Genomic DNA, 20,118 nt, shown 5'->3' with positions numbered 1-20,118 from the left:
GACTATTCGGCACACTGGGAATCCGGAAGCAAGTACTGCTTCGGCGTGGAAAGCGTCTGGATTGCTGGTGGGTCGGGCACGCTGTTGGGTCCTGAGGGAACGACCTTTGTTTCTTCTACACCCCGGCCCCGTTAACGACGCGGAAGCGTTGGAGACGGGTGACTGGTCGTTGCTTGAGAACTAAACAGTGGACGCGAGCATCTAGTTAGCGCAAGTTTCTAAGGGCGCACGGTGGATGCCTTGGCACCAGGAACCGATGAAGGACGCGAGAGGCCGCGATAGGCCCCGGGGAGCTGTCAACTGAGCTGTGATCCGGGGGTGTCCGAATGGGGAAACCCGGCAGTCGTCATGGGCTGTCACCCATACCTGAACACATAGGGTATGTGGAGGGAACGCGGGGAAGTGAAACATCTCAGTACCCGCAGGAAGAGAAAACAACCGTGATTCCGGGAGTAGTGGCGAGCGAAACCGGATGAGGCCAAACCGTATGCGTGTGATACCCGGCAGGGGTTGCGTATGCGGGGTTGTGGGATCGCACTTCAGCAGTCTGCCGACTGTTGGGCGAGTCAGAAACCGTATGGATAGGCGAAGGACATGCGAAAGGTCCGGCGTAGAGGGTAAGACCCCCGTAGCTGAAATCTGTACGGCTTGCTTGTGCGACACCCAAGTAGCACGGGGCCCGAGAAATCCCGTGTGAATCTGGCGGGACCACCCGCTAAGCCTAAATATTCCCTGGTGACCGATAGCGGATAGTACCGTGAGGGAATGGTGAAAAGTACCGCGGGAGCGGAGTGAAATAGTACCTGAAACCGTGTGCCTACAAGCCGTGGGAGCGTCGCTGTGCATGCTTGCATGCACAGTCGTGACTGCGTGCCTTTTGAAGAATGAGCCTGCGAGTTTGCGGTGTGTGGCGAGGTTAACCCGTGTGGGGTAGCCGTAGCGAAAGCGAGTCCGAATAGGGCGAATGAGTCGCGCGCCCAAGACCCGAAGCGGAGTGATCTAGCCATGGGCAGGTTGAAGCGGAGGTAAGACTTCGTGGAGGACCGAACCCACCAGGGTTGAAAACCTGGGGGATGACCTGTGGTTAGGGGTGAAAGGCCAATCAAACTCCGTGATAGCTGGTTCTCCCCGAAATGCATTTAGGTGCAGCGTCGCGTGTTTCTTGCCGGAGGTAGAGCACTGGATAGGCGATGGGCCCTACCGGGTTACTGACCTTAGCCAAACTCCGAATGCCGGTAAGTGAGAGCGCGGCAGTGAGACTGTGGGGGATAAGCTCCATGGTCGAGAGGGAAACAGCCCAGAGCATCGACTAAGGCCCCTAAGCGTACGCTAAGTGGGAAAGGATGTGGAGTCGCAGAGACAACCAGGAGGTTGGCTTAGAAGCAGCCATCCTTGAAAGAGTGCGTAATAGCTCACTGGTCAAGTGATTCCGCGCCGACAATGTAGCGGGGCTCAAGCGTACCGCCGAAGTCGTGTCATTCCCGTGTGAAGCCCTAACGGGTGCGGGGATGGGTAGGGGAGCGTCGTGTGCCGGGTGAAGCGGCGGCGGAAGCCAGTCGTGGACGGTACACGAGTGAGAATGCAGGCATGAGTAGCGATACACACGTGGGAAACGTGTGCGCCGATTGACTAAGGGTTCCTGGGTCAAGCTGATCTGCCCAGGGTAAGTCGGGACCTAAGGCGAGGCCGACAGGCGTAGTCGATGGACAACCGGTTGATATTCCGGTACCCGCTTTGAAACGCCCAGTATCGAACCCTCTGATGCTAAGGCCGTGAAGCCGTCCTGGAGCCTTCGGGCAAAGGGGAGTGGTGGAGCCGCCGGTCCAAGGTGGTAGTAGGTAAGCGATGGGGTGACGCAGGAAGGTAGTCCAGCCCGGGCGGTGGTTGTCCCGGGGTAAGGGTGTAGGGCGTTGCGTAGGCAAATCCGCGCGACATATAGTCTGAGACCTGATGCCGAGCCGATTGTGGTGAAGTGGATGATCCTATGCTGTCGAGAAAAGCCTCTAGCGAGTTTCATGGCGGCCCGTACCCTAAACCGACTCAGGTGGTCAGGTAGAGAATACCGAGGCGTTCGGGTGAACTATGGTTAAGGAACTCGGCAAAATGCCCCCGTAACTTCGGGAGAAGGGGGGCCACAACTGGTGAGGGGACTTGCTCCCTGAGCTGGGGGTGGCCGCAGAGACCAGCGAGAAGCGACTGTTTACTAAAAACACAGGTCCGTGCGAAGCCGTAAGGCGATGTATACGGACTGACGCCTGCCCGGTGCTGGAACGTTAAGGGGACCGGTTAGTCACATTTCGGTGTGGCGAAGCTGAGAACTTAAGCGCCAGTAAACGGCGGTGGTAACTATAACCATCCTAAGGTAGCGAAATTCCTTGTCGGGTAAGTTCCGACCTGCACGAATGGCGTAACGACTTCTCGACTGTCTCAACCATAGGCCCGGTGAAATTGCACTACGAGTAAAGATGCTCGTTTCGCGCAGCAGGACGGAAAGACCCCGGGACCTTTACTATAGCTTGATATTGGTGTTCGGTTCGGCTTGTGTAGGATAGGTGGGAGACTTTGAAGCGGCAGCGCCAGCTGTTGTGGAGTCGTCGTTGAAATACCACTCTGGTCGTGCTGGATGTCTAACCTCGGTCCGTGATCCGGATCAGGGACAGTGTCTGGTGGGTAGTTTAACTGGGGCGGTTGCCTCCTAAAGAGTAACGGAGGCGCCCAAAGGTTCCCTCAGCCTGGTTGGCAATCAGGTGTTGAGTGTAAGTGCACAAGGGAGCTTGACTGTGAGACTGACGGGTCGAGCAGGGACGAAAGTCGGGACTAGTGATCCGGCGGTGGCTTGTGGAAGCGCCGTCGCTCAACGGATAAAAGGTACCCCGGGGATAACAGGCTGATCTTCCCCAAGAGTCCATATCGACGGGATGGTTTGGCACCTCGATGTCGGCTCGTCGCATCCTGGGGCTGGAGTCGGTCCCAAGGGTTGGGCTGTTCGCCCATTAAAGCGGTACGCGAGCTGGGTTTAGAACGTCGTGAGACAGTTCGGTCCCTATCCGCTGCGCGCGTAGGAATATTGAGAAGGGCTGTCCCTAGTACGAGAGGACCGGGACGGACGAACCTCTGGTGTGCCAGTTGTCCTGCCAAGGGCATGGCTGGTTGGCTACGTTCGGAAAGGATAACCGCTGAAAGCATCTAAGCGGGAAGCCTGCTTCGAGATGAGTATTCCCACCCCCTTTGAGGGGTTAAGGCTCCCAGTAGACGACTGGGTTGATAGGCCAGATGTGGAAGCCCGGTAACGGGTGGAGCTGACTGGTACTAATAGGCCGAGGGCTTGTCTAACTATTTTTGCTTCGCGTCCACTGTTTGGTTCCCGGGTTGCGAACAGTCGCTCCGGTTGAACCAGTACTACTTAAATTGAAAAGTGTGCTTGTTCGCTTGGCACTGTCAATAATCCCGTTCAGCGGGATGGCCCGATAGTGTTTCGGTGGTCATAGCGTTAGGGAAACGCCCGGTTACATTCCGAACCCGGAAGCTAAGCCTTTCAGCGCCGATGGTACTGCAGGGGGGACCCTGTGGGAGAGTAGGACGCCGCCGAACAATCTTTATGGACCCTCGGTCCCGGCCTCTGCGCTGGGACCGAGGGTCTTTTTGTTTTGCCCCACCGGTGCGCGGTCACTCGGCAGGTACGAGAGACTGGCACTACAGCAGCACGAACCAAGGAGTTACGACGATGTCCAACTCGCCCGAGGATCGGTCGGATCGGCCTGAGCGCCGGGAGCCGCGACAGAGCGGTGGCGACCGGGGCGGTTTCCGCACCGGCGGCCCGCGCCGCGATGGTGACCGGGCCGGCGGTTTCCGCCGGGATGACCGTCGTGACGACCGACCCCGTACCGACCGCCCGAGTTCTGACCGCCCGAGCTCTGATCGCCCCCGTTCTGACCGTCCGCGTGAAGACCGCCCGCGTACGGATCGTCCCAGCGGTGACCGCGGCGGCTTCCGCCGTGACGACCGTCCGCAGGGTGACCGTCCGCGTTCCGGCCCGCCGCGTGGTGGCTTCCGTCGCGATGACCGCCCGCAGGGTGACCGTCCGCGCTTCGGCCCGCCGAGTGGCGACCGTCGTGACGGCCCGCCGCGTGGTGGCTCGCGTCCCGACGACCGTGGCGGCAGCTTCCGCCGTGATGACCGCCCGCGCTCCGGCCCGCCCAGCAGCGGCGACCGTGGTGGCTTCCGTCGTGACGACCGCCCGCAGGGTGACCGTCCGCGGTTCGGCCCGCCGAGTGGCGACCGTCGTGACGGTCCGCCGCGTGGTGGCTCGCGTCCCGACGACCGTGGCGGCAGCTTCCGTCGTGACGACCGTCCGCAGGGTGACCGTCCGCGTTCCGGCCCGCCGAGCGGTGACCGCGGCGGCTTCCGCCGTGACGACCGTCCGCAGGGTGACCGTCCGCGCTACGACCGCCCCAGCAGTGACCGTCCCCGTGACGACCGTCGTGACGGCCCCCCGCGCTCCGACCGTCCGCGCTCCGGCCCGCCCAGCGGTGACCGCCGTGACGACCGTGGCGGCAGCTTCCGCCGCGACGACCGTCCGCAGGGTGACCGTCCGCGTTCCGGCCCCCCGAGCGGTGACCGCGGCGGCTTCCGCCGTGACGACCGCCCGCAGGGCGACCGCCCGCGCTACGACCGCCCCAGCAGTGACCGTCCCCGTGACGACCGCCGTGACGGCCCGCCGCGCGGCCCCCGCCAGGACGACCGCGGCGGCAGCTTCCGCCGCGACGACCGTCCCCAGGGCGACCACCCCCGGTACGACCGTCCCAGCAGCGACCGGCCGAGCAGTGACCGTCCCCGCGAGGACCGGCCGCGCTTCGAGCGTCCGCGTGAGGACCGTCCCCGTGAGGACCGTCCGCGCTACGAGCGGTCGGGCAGCGACCGTCCCAGCAGTGACCGTCCGAGCAGCAGCCGTCCCGGCAGCGACCGCCCGCGTGAGGACCGTCGTGACGGGCCGCCGCGCGGTCCGCGTCAGGACGACCGCCGTGACGCGCCCCCGCGTGGGCCGCGCCGTGACGACGACCGGGGCCAGAGCCGCCGGCCGGCGGAGGAGAGCCACGGACGGTTCGAGAGCGCCGGGCGTGAGGACCGCCGTGAGGAGCGGGAGCCGGTCAAGCGGCTGCCGATCCCGGACGAGGTCACGGGTCAGGAGATCGACCCGAGCGTGCGCCAGGAGCTGATGAGCCTGCCGAAGACGCTCGCCGACGATGTGGCGCGCAACCTGGTCATGGTGGCGCAGCTGCTGGACGAGGACCCGGAGGCGGCCTACGAGTACTCCAGGATCGCCCTGCGGCTCGCGTCGCGCGTCGCCGCCGTGCGGGAGGCCGCCGGCTTCGCCTCGTACGCGACCGCTCGCTACGGCGAGGCGCTCGCGGAGTTCCGCGCCACCAAGCGGATGACGGGTTCCGTGGACCTGTGGCCGGTCATGGCGGACTGCGAGCGCGGCATGGGCCGTCCGGAGCGCGCGCTGGCGATGGCGGGTGCGCCGGAGGTGCAGAAGCTGGACAAGGCCGGTCAGGTCGAGATGCGGCTCGTCGCCGCGGGCGCCCGGCAGGACATGGGCCAGCCCGAGGCCGCGGTGGTGACGCTGCAGGGTCCCGAGCTGGCGGCGAACGCCATGAACCCGTGGACCGCGCGACTGCGGTACGCCTACGCCGACGCGCTGCTCGCCGTGGACCGCAAGCCCGAGGCGCGCGAGTGGTTCGCCAAGGCGGCGGAGGCCGACCAGAGCGGCAGCACGGACGCCTCCGACCGGCTCGCCGAGCTGGACGGCGTCGAGTTCGTGGACGCGCTCGTCGAGGACCCCGCGGAGTCGCACGACCTGGCGGAGTCCGTCGTGCCGGCGGACGCGGAGTCCGAGGACGACGCGGACGATGACGAGGACGACGAGGACGACGTCGAGATCACCGAGGCCGAGGTCGACATCACGGACGAGGCCGATCCGGCGTCGTTCCTGGACTCGCCCTTCAAGGAGCCCGGTACGGGCACCAGCAAGGCCTGAGCGCTCGCACAACTGAGAGGCGGCACCCGCGGACATCGCGGGTGCCGCCTCTTCGCGTTGCGTCCTTGCGGAGCGAGCTCGGGCGTCGGCTCAGCCCAGTTCGAGGCTGCGCATGACCAGGCCGCTGGCCGGCTTCGGTCCGAAGGAGGTGGACTTGCGGGGCATCGTGACGCCCTGGCGGGCCAGCTCACGGACGACGGCCTCGTCCACGGGGTGCATCAGGACTGCCGTGCCGCCGTGCCGCTCCGCCTGCTCGACGGCCGACTCCGTCGTGTGCAGATAGCTGATGTGCTCCGGGACGTCGGGCACTTGCCAGATGTCGTCGAGGAGCAGGCTGTGCAGGACCGTCGCGTCGAGCTGCCGCCATTCGCGCGGCCGGTCGTGCGGTACGGATCGGTCGATCTGCAGTGGATCCGGCCGGTCGAGCAGCCGGAACCGGCCGTCGCCCGCGAGCAGGAAGGCGTTGCCCTCCGCCGCGGCCGCCGCCAGCGCGTCCAGCGCCACCGGCAGCGGTCCGTCGACGTCCGTCACGCGGAAGGCGTGCCGGGCGGCCTCGACGGCGTCGGCGACCGGAAGCTGCGGGAGCACCCGGTGGATGGCACGGACCCGCAGCGGGTAGTGGGCGGTGTCGACGAGGAGCACCAGGCCGTGATCCCAGGGGCTCGGCCCGGACTGCTCGGCCTGCAGCCGCAGATAGGTTGCCCAGCGGTGGTGGCCGTCGGCGATGAGCGCCTGGCGGGGCGACAGGTCGGCGTCGATCGCGGCGAGGGTCCCCGGATCGGTGATCGACCACAACTTGTGGTGGATGCCGTCCTCGGTGGTGGTGGCGAGCAGCGGTTCGGTGTCCGCCGTACGGTCGACGATCTCCGCGACGGTGCCGCCGCCCTGGTAGGCGAGCAGCAGCGGTTCGAGGTTGGCGCCGGTCGCGCGCATCAGGGCGGCGCGGTCGGCCACCGGCCCCGGCATGACGTCCTCGTGCGGGAGCACGATCCGCTCCTCGGGCGGCGTGAGCCGCAGGACGCCGATCAGGCCGCGTTGCAGATGGTCGCCGTCCCGCTGCTCGTACACGTACAGCCCGGGTTCCGGGTCGGGGGCGAGGACGCCCTCGCGCTGCCACCGGTCGAGGGCCGTGGCGGCCTGCCGGTGGCGGCTGGTGGGATCGGCGTTGTGGGGCAGGATGAGACGGACGACGTTGTGCGGGTCGGCGGTCTCCAGATGACGCTGCCCGTCCGGCCGGACCACGACGTCGTACGGGGGCGAGGTGACGGCGGCCAGGCTGCCCACCCTCTCCGGCACGTAGCGGAGCCCGCGGAAGGGCGCGAGGCGCAAGCCGTGGGGAGCGGGTCCTGAAGTGGTCATCAGGGCATGCTACGTGGCCCGCGGCGATGGGGGATGATCAAGGTGATGGACGACATACGAGGAGCGGACACGCGATGACCCACCGGACCAGTCCGAGCGGTTCCGACCGAGCACTGGACGCCGCGTACGACACGGCTCTGCTCGATCTCGACGGGGTCGTGTACGCGGGAGGCGAGGCCATCGCGCACGCCGTCGAGTCCCTCGCCACCGCGCGCGAGCACGGGATGCACCTCGCGTACGTCACCAACAACGCGGCCCGCACCCCGCAGACGGTGGCCGCACATCTGACGGAGCTGGGCGTGCCCGCGGAAGCGGAGGACGTGATCACCTCGGCTCAGGCGGTCGCCCGGCTGATCGCCGAGCAGGTGCCGGCGGGCTCGCGGGTGCTGGCGATCGGCGGCGAGGGGCTGCAGACGGCGCTGCGCGAGCGCGGTCTCGAGCCGGTGGCGTCGGCGGAGGACGGTCCGGCGGCCGTGGTGCAGGGCTACGATCCCGAGCTGCGCTGGTCGCTGCTGGCGGAGGCCTCGTTCGCGGTGGCGCGCGGTGTGCCGTGGTTCGCGTCCAACACCGATCTGACGATCCCGAACCCGCGCGGGATCGCGCCGGGCAACGGCGCGGCCGTGGAGGTCGTACGGATCGCTACCGGCGCCGAGCCGCAGGTGGCGGGCAAGCCGCAGCCGCCGATGCACCGCGAGACGATCCTGCGGACCGGTGCGAAGCGACCGCTGGTGGTCGGCGACCGGCTGGACACCGACATCGAGGGTGCGACCGGCGCCGAGGTGGACTCGCTGCTGGTGCTGACGGGTGTGACGACGGCGGCGCAGCTGCTCGCCGCCGTGCCGAAGCACCGGCCGACGTATGTGGCGGCCGATCTGCGCGGGCTGCTGGAACCGCAGCCGGAGGTCACGGTGGACGGTGACGGGGCGCGCTGCGGCGGCTGGACGGCTTCGGCGGACGGCGACGCGCTCACGGTGGAGGGCGATGGTGACGCCCTCGACGGACTGCGGGCCCTGTGCGCGGCCGCCTGGGCGGCGGCGGGCGACGGCGCGTGCGAGTCGGACGCCGGGAAGGCGCTGGCGCGGCTCGGGTTCTGAGCCCCGGGCCGTCGGTGGTCGGAGGTCGGTGGCCGGCCGGGTGCCGCCAGGGCGTGTGTCGAAAGTGGCGCCGTTCGCCCGTAGGGCGCGTCCAGGCGTCGCGTGCCAGGCGGGACTTTCGCAACACGCCCTAGAGCAGTGAGCGCAGCCGCAGCAGGTCCCGCAGGCCGGCCTCCAGCTTGACCCGGCCGCTCCCCCACGCCTTGGCGAAGCTCAGTTCGCCGCCGACCAGGGCGATGAGGTCGTCGCCGGCCATCGCCAGCCGGATCTGCGCCTTCTCGGCGGGTGCGCCGGGCACCGTCGTCACGTCATGGATCCGGCCGTCCGTCAGCCGTCCGACGAAGGTCGTGCCGAGGTCCGTGATGTGGCAGCTCAGCGACCGGTCCAGGGACGTGGCGCTGCGGATGTCGCCGTTGGCCCGCGTGAGGTTCTCCGACAGCTGGTCGAGTGCGCTGCGGCACTCCTCGATGGTCGCCATCGGTCGGGCGTCTCCCGTTCGGGTGGTGCGTACAGGCGCCGGGGTCGCCCGCGCCACGATCATGTGATCCGTTCGATCGACGGTACCTCAGGGCACCGTACGCCGTGAGCCGGGCAGTACGGGTAGCGTCAGGTGCGGATACGTCAATGGCGAGGCAATGGCGAGGCGAGGAGTGAGGGCGATGCGGGACGCGCTGCGTACCTGTCTGCAGATCGCGGGCGGCCTGACCGAGGCGACCCGGCGGCGGGCGGTGGGGGCGGCCAGGGAGCTGCTCGACCAGACGGGGATAGATGTCGACGCCGTCCAGCGCAGGATCGGCGAGAGCATTCCGCCGGAGGTGCAGACGCTGGCGGACGAGCTGATGGCGGCCGGACGGGCCAACCGCGATCTGCTGATCGGGCTGATCCGCGAGGAGGTCGACAAGGCGATGAGCCGGGTCGGACGGGTCGCCGACGAGGTCACGAAGGTCGGGGTGGTCCTGGAGGCGCTGGAGCGCCGCGTCCGGAACCTCGAGGACGAGGAGGAGGACGTGGACGCCGGCTTCGGGGCCGCTTCCACCGGGACCGCGTCACCGCTGTTCGAGCGGATCACGGTCGACCCGATGGAGCCGGCCGAGCCGGCCGAGCCGGTCTACCCCGTCGATCCGGAGGCTCCCGCCGGGCCGGCCGCCACCGAGCGGCCCGTAGCGCCGGTCCGGTCCGTGACGTCCGCGAAGTCAGCGAAGCCGGCCAAGCCCGTAGAGACGGTGCAGCCCGAGCGGCCCGCGGCGACCGAGCCGAAGGCTCCGGCCAAGGCTCCGGCCAAGGCGAAGAAGACGTCGCCGGCCGCCACGAAGACCGCCCCGCCTGCCAAGAAGGCCGCTCCCGTGAAGAAGACGGCTCCCGCCAAGAAGACGGCTCCCGCCAAGAAGTCTCCCGCGGCCAAGGAGACGGCTCCGCCCAAGGAGCCGACTCCGGTCAAGAAGACCTCCGCAGCGAAGAAGACGACGCCGGCGAAGAAGACCGCTCCGGCGAAGAAGGCCCCCGCCGCGAAGAAGGCCGCACCCGCCAAGAAGACCGCCGCCCGCAAGAAGACGGCCTCCGATGAGTGAACCGCTGCCCGGGGAGGGGCCGCCGAACGGGATCGCTCCGCTGGGCCTGGCACCGGCGCCCACCGGCCAGGCCGCGGTGGACACGCTGATCGTGCGGCTGAGCGACGCCGACGACCTGCCGACCGCGGATCACATCGAGGTGTACGAGGATGTGCACCGTGGGCTGCGCGAAGCGCTCACCGCACTCGACGACAACAGGAGCTGAACCGTACGTGGCACGACGCCGACTCGACGCCGAGCTGGTGCGCCGAAATCTGGCGCGCTCGCGCGAGCACGCCAGCCAGCTGATCGCCGCGGGGCGGGTCACCATCGGCGGCGCCACCGCGACCAAGGCCGCCACGCAGGTGGAGACCAGCGCGGCCGTGGTGGTGGCCAAGGACGACAACGAACCCGACTACGTGTCGCGCGGCGGCCACAAGCTCGCCGGCGCGCTGGCCGCGTTCACCCCGCTCGGTCTGAAGGTCGAGGGGCGGCGCGCGCTGGACGCGGGGGCCTCCACCGGGGGCTTCACCGATGTGCTGCTGCGCAACGGCGCCGCGACCGTCGTCGCCGTCGACGTCGGCTACGGCCAGCTGGCCTGGTCGCTGCAGAGCGACGACCGGGTCGTCATCAAGGACCGCACCAACGTGCGCGAGCTGACGCTGGAGCACATCGACGGCGAGCCCGCGGACATCATCGTCGGCGACCTGTCGTTCATCCCGCTCGGCCTGGTGCTGCCCGCGCTCGTGCGGTGCGCCGCGCCCGACGCGGATCTCGTGCTGATGGTGAAGCCGCAGTTCGAGGTCGGCAAGGAACGGCTGGGCACCGGTGGTGTCGTGCGCAGTACGCAGCTGCGCGCCGAGACCGTGCGGACGGTCGCCGGGCAGGGCGCGGCGCTCGGACTGGGTGTCATGGGCGTCACCGCCAGTCCGCTGCCGGGACCTTCCGGCAATGTGGAGTACTTTCTGTGGCTGCGCGCCGGTGCGCCCGATCTGGACCCGGCGGATGTCGACCGTGCTGTGGCGGAGGGGCCCCGTTGACGACGAACACCGAAACGCAGGACTGTGCCGGGCCGAAGGGCCGCATGATCTTCCTGCTCACGCACACCGGCCGCCCGGCCGCGATCCGCAGCGCGGAACGGGTCGTGCTCGGCCTGCTGCGCTGCGGGATCGGGGTGCGGGTCCTGACGGACGAGGCCGCGGACCTGGCCGCGGAACTGCCGCTGCCCGCCGAGGTGGAGCTGGTGACGGAGGGCGGCCCCGGGGCCGTCGAGGGCTGCGAACTGATCATCGTCCTCGGCGGTGACGGGACGCTGCTGCGCGGCGCGGAGTTCGCGCGCGCTTCCGGCGTACCGATGCTGGGGGTCAACCTGGGGCGGGTCGGGTTCCTCGCCGAGGCGGAGCGGGACGACCTGGACAAGGTCGTGGACCGGGTGGTCACCAAGCAGTACGAGGTCGAGGAGCGGATGACGCTCGACGTCCTCGTCCGCAACGACGGACATGTGGTGCACACCGACTGGGCGCTCAACGAGGCGTCGGTGGAGAAGCAGGCGCGCGAGCGGATGCTGGAGGTCGTGACCGAGGTCGACGGCCGTCCGGTGTCACGATTCGGCGGCGACGGCGTGGTCTGCGCGACCCCGACCGGTTCGACGGCCTACGCCTTCTCGGCCGGCGGCCCGGTGGTCTGGCCCGAGGTCGAGGCCCTGCTGATGGTGCCCATCAGCGCGCACGCGCTGTTCGCGCGGCCGCTGGTGACCTCGCCGCGCTCGGTGCTCGCCGTCGAGGTGCAGCCCAAGACACCGCACGGCGTGCTGTGGTGCGACGGCCGGCGCACCGTCGAGCTGCCCGCCGGGGCCCGTGTGGAGGTACGGCGGGGCGCGGTGCCGGTACGCCTCGCCCGGCTGCACCACGCCTCCTTCACGGACCGTCTGGTGGCGAAGTTCGCCCTGCCCGTCGCGGGCTGGCGGGGCGCGCCGCAGTAACCCGGGAGTGCCGGTGGCCGATGCCCGTCGCGCGCCGGGCCGCAAACCTCGTATGGTCGTATCCGTGTTGGAGGAGATGCGGATCCGGTCGCTGGGTGTCATCGAGGATGCCGTGGTGGAGTTTTCACCCGGTTTCACCGCGGTGACCGGCGAGACCGGTGCGGGCAAGACCATGGTCGTCACGAGCCTCGGCCTGCTGTTGGGCGGCCGGGCCGATCCCGCTTTGGTGCGGATCGGTGCGAAGGCGGCGGTGGTCGAGGGGCGGATCACGCTCGGCCGGGACTCGCCGGCCGCCGTCCGCGCAGAGGAGGCGGGGGCGGAACTCGACGACGGCGCGCTGCTGATCAGCCGTACCGTCTCGGCCGAGGGGCGGTCGCGGGCCCATGTCGGCGGGCGTTCCGTGCCGGTCGGGCTGCTCGGCGAGCTCGCCGACGACCTGGTGGCCGTGCACGGCCAGACCGACCAGCAGGGCCTGCTGCGTCCCGCTCGGCAGCGCCAGGCGCTGGACCGGTACGCGGGCGACGCCGTGGCCGTACCGCTGGCGAAGTACGGGGCGGCGTACCGGCGGCTGCGGGAGGTGGCGGGCGAGCTCGACGAGCTGACCACCCGGGCCCGTGAGCGGTCCCAGGAGGCGGATCTGATCCGGTTCGGGATCGGCGAGGTCGCCGACGCCGAGCCGCTGCCCGGCGAGGACACCGAACTGGCCGCGGAGGCCGAACGGCTCGGCCACGCCGAGGCGCTGGCCTCCGCCGCGGCGGTCGCGCACGCCGCGCTCGCGGGCAATCCCGAGGACCCGGAGGGCAATGACGCCAACACCCTCGTCTCCGGGGCCCAGCGCGCGCTGGAGGCCGTCCGCGCCCATGACCCGGCGCTCGCGGCGCTCGCCGAACGCATCGGTGAGATCGGCATCCTCGTCGGCGACGTCGCCCAGGAGCTCGCCGGCTACTCGGACGACCTGGACGCCGATCCGCTGCGGCTCGCCGCGGTGGAGGAGCGGCGGGCGGTGCTCTCCCATCTGACCCGCAAGTACGGCTCGGACATCGATGGGGTGCTGGCCTGGGCCGAGCAGAGCGCCGCCCGGCTCGGTGAGCTGGAGGGCGACGACGAGCGGATCGCGGAGCTGACCGGGGAACGGGACGCGCTGCGGGCCGAGCTCGGGGACCTCGCGCAGGCGCTGAGCGACGCCCGTACCGAGGCGGCGGACCGTTTCGCCGCCGCGGTCACCGCGGAACTCGCCGAACTGGCGATGCCGCACGCCCGCGTCGGGGTGGCCATCCGGCAGACCGCCGATCCCGAGGGGATCCAGGTCGGCGGCCAGCTCGTCGCCTTCGGCGCGACCGGCGCCGACGAGGTCGAGCTCCAGCTCGCCCCGCACCCCGGCGCCCCGGCCCGGCCGATCGCCAAGGGCGCGTCCGGTGGTGAGCTGTCGCGCGTGATGCTCGCCGTCGAGGTCGTCTTCGCCGGATCGGATCCCGTGCCGACGTATCTCTTCGACGAGGTCGACGCCGGTGTCGGCGGCAAGGCCGCGGTCGAGGTGGGCCGCCGGCTGGCGCGCCTCGCGCGGACCGCGCAGGTCGTCGTGGTCACCCACCTCCCGCAGGTGGCGGCGTTCGCCGACCGGCAGCTGCTCGTGGAGAAGACGAACGACGGTTCGGTGACCCGCAGCGGTGTCACCGTTCTCGAAGGAGAGGACCGGGTGCGGGAGCTCTCCCGTATGCTCGCCGGGCTCGAGGACTCCGAACTCGGCCGGGCCCACGCCGAGGAGTTGCTGGCCGCGGCCCGCGCCACCAGCTGAGCCCGGCCGGTCCCGGTCGAGCCCGGCCGGGGCCACGCCCGGCACGGCGCGTAAGCGCACTCGTTCGAGTGATCCACGGCGCCCGTACCCGGGCCGGGAGGCGGTCGGTGCCCACGGCATGCCGTGGGGGCCTGGCATCCTTGGGGTACGGCGCAACAGCCGTCGTCCGACGCCGAGTCAGGAGCTGTACCCGGGTGAGCAGCACTCCGATCCCCCCGCGAGGACAGCTGCACGCCGTCCTCGTGCTGGGCGGGGCGGGCGGTCCCGCAGGTGCGCACGTCAGCTCGCTCGCGGGCGGCCTCGTCGCCCGCGGAGTGCGGGTCACGGTGTGCGGCCCGGCCGCCGCCGAAAACGATTACGCCCTCACCGCCACCGGCGCCCGGTTCGAGCCGGTGGAGATCGCCCACCGGGCGGCCAGGTCCGACGCGACGGTCATCACGGAACTCCGGGTGGCCTGCACGGACGCCGACGTGGTGCACGCGCACGGCCTGCGCGCCGGGTTGCTGTCGTCGCTGGCGCTCAGCGGCCGTTCCACCCCGCTGGTGGTGACATGGCACAGCGCGGTCCTCGTCGAGGGCGCCAGAGCCCGGCTGCTGCGCTGGCTGGAGCGCCGGGTGGTGCGGGCCGCGGCCGTGGTGCTCGGGGCCTCTTCCGACCTGGTGGACCGGGCCAGGACACTGGGCGCCCGGGACGCGCGGCTGGCGCCGGTCGCGGTGCCGGTGCCCAGGGTCGCGGCCCCGGAGCCGCATGGCGACGCCGAGCGGATGCGGCAGAAGACACGGGCCGAGTTCGGGGCAGTGGACCGGCCCCTGGTGCTGGCCGTCGGCCGGCTGGAGCCGCACAAGGGCTACGACCTCCTGCTGGACGCCTGCCGCATGCTGGCGGACCACGACCCCCGGCCCCTGGTCATCGTGGCGGGAGAGGGCTCCCGGCGGGCCGCGCTGGAGCAGCGGATCGACACCGAACGGCTGCCCGTCCGGCTGATCGGCCGCCGGGCCGATGTCACGGAACTGCTGGCCGCCGCCGATGTGGTGGTGCTGCCGAGCCGGTGGGAGGCGCGCGCCCTGATCGCCCAGGAGGCCCTGCACGCGGGGGTGCCGCTGGTGGCCACCGCGGTCGGCGGGATCCCCGAACTCGTCGGTGACGCGGCGGAGCTGGTGCCGTACGGCGATCCGGGCGCGCTGGCCCGGATGGTGGCCCGGCTGCTCGACGAACCGGAGCGCCGGCTCGCGCTCGCCGCGGCCGGGCGGGCCCAGGCCGCCACCTGGCCGACCGAGGACGACACGGTCGCCCAGGTGCTGAGCATCTACGACGAGTTGGCGCAGCGCTGAACCCCTGAGCCGCGGACCCCCGCAGCGCTGAACCCCAGAGCCGCGAACGCCTGAGCGGTGGGGGCGGGGCCGTGTGGCCCCGCCCCCACACGTACGGGCTCAGCCGCCGCCGTACGCTCCGCAGGCACTCAGCCGCAGCGCCGTGTCGATGAGCGGCACATGGCTGAACGCCTGCGGGAAGTTGCCGACCTGGCGCTTGAGCCGGGGGTCCCACTCCTCGGCGAGCAGCCCAAGGTCGTTGCGGAGCGCCAGCAGCTTCTCGAACAGCTGGCGGGCCTCGTCCACCCGGCCGATCATCGCCAGGTCGTCGGCCATCCAGAACGAGCAGGCCAGGAAGGCCCCTTCGTCACCCGGCAGCCCGTCGAGGTTGTCCTCGCCGCTGTTGGTCGGGTAGCGCAGGATGAAGCCGTCCTCGGTGCTCAGCTCGCGCTGGATCGCCTCGATGGTGCCGATGACGCGCTTGTCGTCCGGCGGCAGGAAGCCCATCTGCGGGATGAGCAGCAGCGAGGCGTCCAGCTCCTGGGAGCCGTAGGACTGCGTGAAGGTGTTGCGCTCCTTGTCGTAACCCTTCTCGCAGACGTCCCGGTGGATGTCGTCGCGCAGTTCGCGCCAGCGCTCCAGCGGGCCGTCCGCCTCGCCCGACTCGATGAGCTTGACGGTGCGGTCCACCGCGACCCAGGTCATCACCTTGGAGTGCACGAAGTGGCGGCGCGGGCCGCGCACTTCCCAGATGCCCTCGTCCGGCTCGTTCCAGTGCGATTCGAGATAGCGGATCAGCTTGAGCTGCAGCAGGCTCGCGTAGTCGTTGCGGGCCAGCCCGGTCATATGGGCCAGGTGCAGGGCCTCGGTGACCTCGCCGTAGACGTCCAGCTGCAGCTGGTGGGCGGCGCCGTTGCCGATCCGGACCGGGGTGGAGCCCTCGTAACCGGGCAGCCAGTGCAGCTCGTTCTCGCCGAGCTCACGCTCGCCGGCGATGCCGTACATGATCTGCAGGTTCTCCGGGTCGCCGGCCACCGCGCGCAGCAGCCACTCGCGCCAGGCCCGCGCCTCGTCCCGGTAGCCGGTGCGCAGCAGCGAGGACAGCGTGATCGCCGCGTCGCGCAGCCAGGTGAACCGGTAGTCCCAGTTGCGGACCCCGCCGATGTCCTCGGGCAGCGAGGTCGTCGGAGCGGCGACGATGCCGCCGGTGGGCCCGTACGTGAGGCCCTTGAGGGTGATCAGCGAGCGGACCACGGCGTCCCGGTAGGGGCCGTGGTACGTGCACTGGTCGACCCAGTCCTGCCAGAACTGCTCGGTGGACTCCAGCGAGGCCTCCGGCTCCGGCAGCGACGGCGGCGGGCGGTGCGAGGGCTCCCAGCTGATGGTGAAGGCCACCCGCTCACCCGGCGAGACGGTGAAGTCCGCGTACGTCGTCAGGTCCTTGCCGTACGTGTCGACCTCGGTGTCCAGCCAGACGGAGTCCGGCCCGGCCACCGCGACCGTGCGGTCGCCGACCTTGTGCACCCACGGCACGATCTGGCCGTAGGAGAAGCGCATCCGCAGGGCGGAGCGCATCGGCACCCGCCCGCTGACGCCCTCCACGATCCGGATCACCTGCGGGGCGCCGTCACGGGGCGGCATGAAGTCGATCACCCGGACCGTGCCGCGCGGGGTGTCCCATTCGGATTCCAGCACGAGGGAATCGCCCCGGTAACGCCGTCGCGTCGCCGCGGGCGGACCGGTTCCGGCGGCGTGGGCCGGGCCCAGCCTCCAGAATCCGTGCTGCTCGGTTCCGAGCAGGCCGGCGAAGACCGCGGGGGAGTCGAACCGGGGCAGGCACAGCCAGTCGACCGTGCCGTCCCGGCAGACCAGTGCAGCGGTCTGCATATCGCCGATGAGTGCGTAATCCTCGATGCGCCCGGCCACCTGCATCTCCAGTCGAATGACGGCGCCGGCCTCGGAGGGCCGGTCTTGCGGTCTGGGGATTTTCGACGAGCTCGTGTTCCGGGAGCGGGCGGGGTTGATGCCGTGCCGGCCGGCTCGCAGCGATGTGTCCGAGCAGGATACGTCGTCGGGGAGGGAGGTGCGCGCGTGGCGGTTGTCTTCACTGGGCCGGTCGGGTGCACTTGTTCCGCTCATGCCCGAGCATGCCATGAGTCCCCTTGCGAGCTGCTAAAAGCGGGCTAGTGACGTCGCCGCCGGACACAGCCGCCCACGGTCGCTGTTACCCTGGTAGCCCGTGGGCCGGTGGGCCGAACCACTGAACCGCCGCGACGGCACTCCCCCTGATTCCGTGCCGTCCCGACCCTCACCTCGCGACCACGGGAGCCCCCTCTTGGCAATTGCGCCCAAATCCACGACGACCAAGCACATCTTCGTCACCGGGGGTGTCGCCTCCTCCCTCGGGAAGGGGCTCACGGCCTCCAGCCTCGGTGCGCTGCTGAAGGCGCGCGGCCTCCGGGTCACCATGCAGAAGCTCGACCCGTACCTCAACGTGGACCCGGGCACGATGAACCCGTTCCAGCACGGTGAGGTCTTCGTCACTGACGACGGTTCCGAGACCGACCTCGACATCGGCCACTACGAGCGTTTCCTGGACGTCAATCTCGACGGCTCGGCGAACGTGACCACGGGCCAGATCTACTCCACGGTCATCGCCAAGGAGCGTCGCGGCGAGTACCTCGGCGACACCGTCCAGGTCATCCCGCACATCACCAACGAGATCAAGTCCCGGATCCGCCGGATGGCGACCGACGACGTGGACGTGGTGATCACCGAGGTCGGCGGCACCGTCGGCGACATCGAGTCGCTGCCCTTCCTGGAGTCGGTGCGCCAGGTCCGGCACGAGGTCGGCCGCGACAACGTCTTCGTGGTCCACATCTCGCTGCTGCCGTACATCGGCCCCTCCGGTGAGCTCAAGACCAAGCCGACCCAGCACTCCGTCTCGGCGCTGCGCAGCATCGGCATCCAGCCCGACGCGATCGTGCTGCGCGCCGACCGACCGGTGCCGGACGCCATCAAGCGCAAGATCTCGCTGATGTGCGACGTCGACGAGGACGCGGTCGTCGCCGCCATCGACGCCCCGTCGATCTACGACATCCCCAAGGTGCTGCACACCGAGGGCCTGGACGCTTACGTCGTCCGCAAGCTGGACCTGCCGTTCCGTGATGTGGACTGGACCCAGTGGGACGACCTGCTGAAGCGGGTCCACCAGCCCGCGCACCAGGTCACGGTCGCGCTCGTCGGCAAGTACATCGACCTGCCCGACGCGTATCTGTCGGTGACCGAGGCGCTGCGCGCCGGCGGTTTCGCCAACAACGCCAAGGTCACCATCAAGTGGGTCACCTCGGACGAGTGCAGGACCCCGGCCGGCGCCAAGAAGCACCTCTCCGGCGTCGACGCGGTCTGCGTACCCGGTGGCTTCGGCGACCGCGGTGTCGAGGGCAAGGTCTCGGCGATCACCTACGCCCGCGAGAACAAGATCCCGCTGCTGGGACTCTGCCTGGGCCTGCAGTGCGTCGTCATCGAGGCGGCCCGCTCGCTGGCCGGCATCCCGGACGCGAACTCCACCGAGTTCGACCCGGCGACCGGCCACCCCGTCATCTCGACGATGGCCGAGCAGCTCGACATCGTCGACGGCAAGGGCGACCTGGGCGGCACCATGCGGCTGGGCCTGTACCCGGCGAAGCTCACCGAGGGCTCCATCGTGCGCGAGGTGTACGGCGGCGAGCCGTACGCCGAGGAGCGCCACCGCCACCGCTACGAGGTCAACAACTCCTACCGGGCCGAGCTGGAGAAGAAGGCCGGACTGGTCTTCTCCGGGACCTCGCCCGACAACAAGCTGGTGGAGTACGTCGAGTACCCGCGCGAGGTGCACCCGTACCTCGTCGCCACTCAGGCGCACCCCGAGCTGAAGTCCCGCCCGACGCGCCCGCACCCGCTCTTCGCGGGTCTGGTCGCGGCGGCGGTCAAGCGCCAGCAGGGCTGATCATCGATTGATCGGTACGGTGCTGGGGACGGATCTTCGTGATCCGTCCCCAGCACCGTTCTGTCTGCCGGCCCGGCGCTCGCACCGGGCCGTTACGTTCTCACCGGTTCACGGAGGGCATCATGCTGCAGGACATCGCCGAGGAGTGGCAGGTCACCGCGACCTCGACGCCGTTCGCCGGGGCGAAGACGAGCGTCCGCACGGACGCGGTCGTCATGCCGGACGGCGGCACCGCCAAGCGCGACTACCAGGTCCACCCGGGCTCGGTGGCCGTGGTCGCCCTCGACGAGGACGGCCGGGTCCTGGTGCTGCGCCAGTACCGGCACCCGGTACGGCAGAAGCTGTGGGAGGTGCCCGCCGGGCTCCTCGACGTGCCCGGTGAGAACCCGCTGCACGCGGCGCAGCGCGAGCTCTACGAAGAGGCGCACGTCAAGGCCGGGGAGTGGCGGGTGCTCACCGATCTCTACACCTCTCCCGGCGGCAGCGACGAAGCCGTCCGGATCTTCCTGGCCCGCGACATCGCCGAGGCGGAGGGCGAGCGGTACGAGGTCACCGGGGAGGAGGCCGACATGGAGTACGCCCGGGTGCCGCTGGCCGAGCTGGTGCGCGACGTGCTGGCCGGGCATCTGCACAACAGCTGCCTGGTGGCCGGGATCCTCGCGCTGCACGCGACGCTGTCCGGCGACGGGGTGGACGCGCTGCGGCCCGCCGACGCGCCCTGGCCGGCCCGGCCCTTCACGGCATAAGCGGTGTCGGCGCGCCGCTGATCCGATGGAGTGATCATTGTGCGGATCGGCTGCGCGGGGCCCCCGGGCCGGGCATGTCCCCGTGCACCGGGTCCGGCCGTCCGGGCGACCGTCCCGGACTCCGCGCGAGGCCGCGCGGTGGCCGTTCGTGATCGCCCGGACAGGGCCTAGGCTCGATGGTGTTCCCGTTCGCAGCGGCGGCGGGCTCGTGCGCGCAGGCAGAACGGGAGAGTGCCCGTGGCGGATCAGGTGCTGGACGCC

Annotated in this window: 13 protein-coding genes and 2 rRNA genes; 12 read left to right on the top strand and 3 right to left on the bottom strand. The window is 70.0% G+C overall.

The features are described 5' to 3' along the window. The first annotated feature begins 208 nt into the window (after nt 1-208). From C8250_RS12870 to C8250_RS42875, 3 genes are all read left to right on the top strand, one after another. Nucleotides 209-3,333, top strand: a 23S ribosomal RNA gene (locus C8250_RS12870). 141 nt (nt 3,334-3,474) lie between these two features. Further along, nucleotides 3,475-3,591, top strand: a 5S ribosomal RNA gene (gene rrf, locus C8250_RS12865). A gap of 1,609 nt (nt 3,592-5,200) precedes the next feature. Beyond that, nucleotides 5,201-6,037: a hypothetical protein gene (locus C8250_RS42875; protein ID WP_194445647.1), complete on the top strand. Its 837-nt coding sequence runs from the start codon at nt 5,201-5,203 to the stop codon at nt 6,035-6,037. Between the two features lie 90 nt (nt 6,038-6,127). On the opposite strand, the gene C8250_RS12855 is transcribed toward C8250_RS42875, so the two are convergent. Further along, on the bottom strand, nt 6,128-7,396 hold the full coding sequence (locus C8250_RS12855) for a DUF1015 domain-containing protein (protein ID WP_138353369.1): 1,269 nt from the start codon (nt 7,394-7,396) through the stop codon (nt 6,128-6,130). Nucleotides 7,397-7,470: 74 nt separating this feature from the next. Here C8250_RS12855 and C8250_RS12850 point away from each other — a divergent pair, with 74 nt between their 5' ends. Continuing rightward, a complete protein-coding gene (locus C8250_RS12850) occupies nt 7,471-8,490 on the top strand; it encodes an HAD-IIA family hydrolase (protein WP_138353368.1) in 1,020 nt (339 codons plus the stop codon). Nucleotides 8,491-8,620: 130 nt separating this feature from the next. On the opposite strand, the gene C8250_RS12845 is transcribed toward C8250_RS12850, so the two are convergent. After that, nucleotides 8,621-8,968: an SCP2 sterol-binding domain-containing protein gene (locus C8250_RS12845; protein WP_138353367.1), complete on the bottom strand. Its 348-nt coding sequence runs from the start codon at nt 8,966-8,968 to the stop codon at nt 8,621-8,623. Nucleotides 8,969-9,149: 181 nt separating this feature from the next. Between C8250_RS12845 and C8250_RS12840 the strand changes: the two genes are divergently transcribed. The 6 genes from C8250_RS12840 (at nt 9,150) to C8250_RS12815 (ending at nt 15,144) form a co-directional block, all read left to right on the top strand. Then, the gene (locus C8250_RS12840) at nt 9,150-10,058 is read left to right on the top strand and encodes a histone (RefSeq protein WP_187144821.1); all 909 of its coding nucleotides are present in this window, start codon (nt 9,150-9,152) and stop codon (nt 10,056-10,058) included. Continuing rightward, a complete protein-coding gene (locus C8250_RS12835) occupies nt 10,051-10,263 on the top strand; it encodes a hypothetical protein (RefSeq protein ID WP_138353366.1) in 213 nt (70 codons plus the stop codon). Before C8250_RS12840 ends, C8250_RS12835 begins: the two co-directional genes overlap by 8 nt. A gap of 7 nt (nt 10,264-10,270) precedes the next feature. Continuing rightward, the gene (locus tag C8250_RS12830; RefSeq protein WP_244809118.1) at nt 10,271-11,077 is read left to right on the top strand and encodes a TlyA family RNA methyltransferase; all 807 of its coding nucleotides are present in this window, start codon (nt 10,271-10,273) and stop codon (nt 11,075-11,077) included. A gap of 44 nt (nt 11,078-11,121) precedes the next feature. Continuing rightward, nucleotides 11,122-12,018: an NAD kinase gene (locus C8250_RS12825; protein WP_138353383.1), complete on the top strand. Its 897-nt coding sequence runs from the start codon at nt 11,122-11,124 to the stop codon at nt 12,016-12,018. Between the two features lie 52 nt (nt 12,019-12,070). Beyond that, on the top strand, nt 12,071-13,813 hold the full coding sequence (recN, locus tag C8250_RS12820; RefSeq protein WP_138353364.1) for a DNA repair protein RecN: 1,743 nt from the start codon (nt 12,071-12,073) through the stop codon (nt 13,811-13,813). 194 nt (nt 13,814-14,007) lie between these two features. After that, nucleotides 14,008-15,144 carry a glycosyltransferase family 4 protein gene (locus C8250_RS12815; RefSeq protein ID WP_138353363.1) on the top strand — a complete coding sequence of 379 codons (1,137 nt, stop codon included), beginning with the start codon at nt 14,008-14,010 and terminating at the stop codon, nt 15,142-15,144. A gap of 99 nt (nt 15,145-15,243) precedes the next feature. Here the strand turns inward: C8250_RS12815 and C8250_RS12810 are convergent, their stop codons facing one another. After that, the gene (locus C8250_RS12810; protein ID WP_244809116.1) at nt 15,244-17,049 is read right to left on the bottom strand and encodes a glycoside hydrolase family 15 protein; all 1,806 of its coding nucleotides are present in this window, start codon (nt 17,047-17,049) and stop codon (nt 15,244-15,246) included. A 409-nt stretch (nt 17,050-17,458) separates the two neighbouring features. On the opposite strand from C8250_RS12810, the gene C8250_RS12805 reads away from it, so the two are divergent. Then, complete coding sequence (locus C8250_RS12805; protein WP_138353361.1) at nt 17,459-19,111, top strand: CTP synthase; 1,653 nt, start codon at nt 17,459-17,461, stop codon at nt 19,109-19,111. A gap of 119 nt (nt 19,112-19,230) precedes the next feature. After that, nucleotides 19,231-19,857 carry an NUDIX hydrolase gene (locus tag C8250_RS12800; RefSeq protein WP_138353382.1) on the top strand — a complete coding sequence of 209 codons (627 nt, stop codon included), beginning with the start codon at nt 19,231-19,233 and terminating at the stop codon, nt 19,855-19,857. Nucleotides 19,858-20,118 lie beyond the last annotated feature (261 nt).

This window comes from Streptomyces sp. So13.3 (genome assembly GCF_005860785.2).
GTDB lineage: Bacteria > Actinomycetota > Actinomycetes > Streptomycetales > Streptomycetaceae > Actinacidiphila > Actinacidiphila fildesensis.
Note: the sequence above shows the minus strand (reverse complement) of the source record. Positions and strands in the feature narration are given on the sequence as shown.

Coding starts and splice junctions, on each gene's coding strand:
- C8250_RS12855 (WP_138353369.1), bottom strand. CDS start 7,396: ATGACCACTTCAGGACCCGCTCCCCACGGCTTGCGCCTCGCGCCCTTC.
- C8250_RS12850 (WP_138353368.1), top strand. CDS start 7,471: ATGACCCACCGGACCAGTCCGAGCGGTTCCGACCGAGCACTGGACGCC.
- C8250_RS12845 (WP_138353367.1), bottom strand. CDS start 8,968: ATGGCGACCATCGAGGAGTGCCGCAGCGCACTCGACCAGCTGTCGGAG.
- C8250_RS12840 (WP_187144821.1), top strand. CDS start 9,150: ATGCGGGACGCGCTGCGTACCTGTCTGCAGATCGCGGGCGGCCTGACC.
- C8250_RS12835 (WP_138353366.1), top strand. CDS start 10,051: ATGAGTGAACCGCTGCCCGGGGAGGGGCCGCCGAACGGGATCGCTCCG.
- C8250_RS12825 (WP_138353383.1), top strand. CDS start 11,122: ATGATCTTCCTGCTCACGCACACCGGCCGCCCGGCCGCGATCCGCAGC.
- recN (WP_138353364.1), top strand. CDS start 12,071: ATGGTCGTATCCGTGTTGGAGGAGATGCGGATCCGGTCGCTGGGTGTC.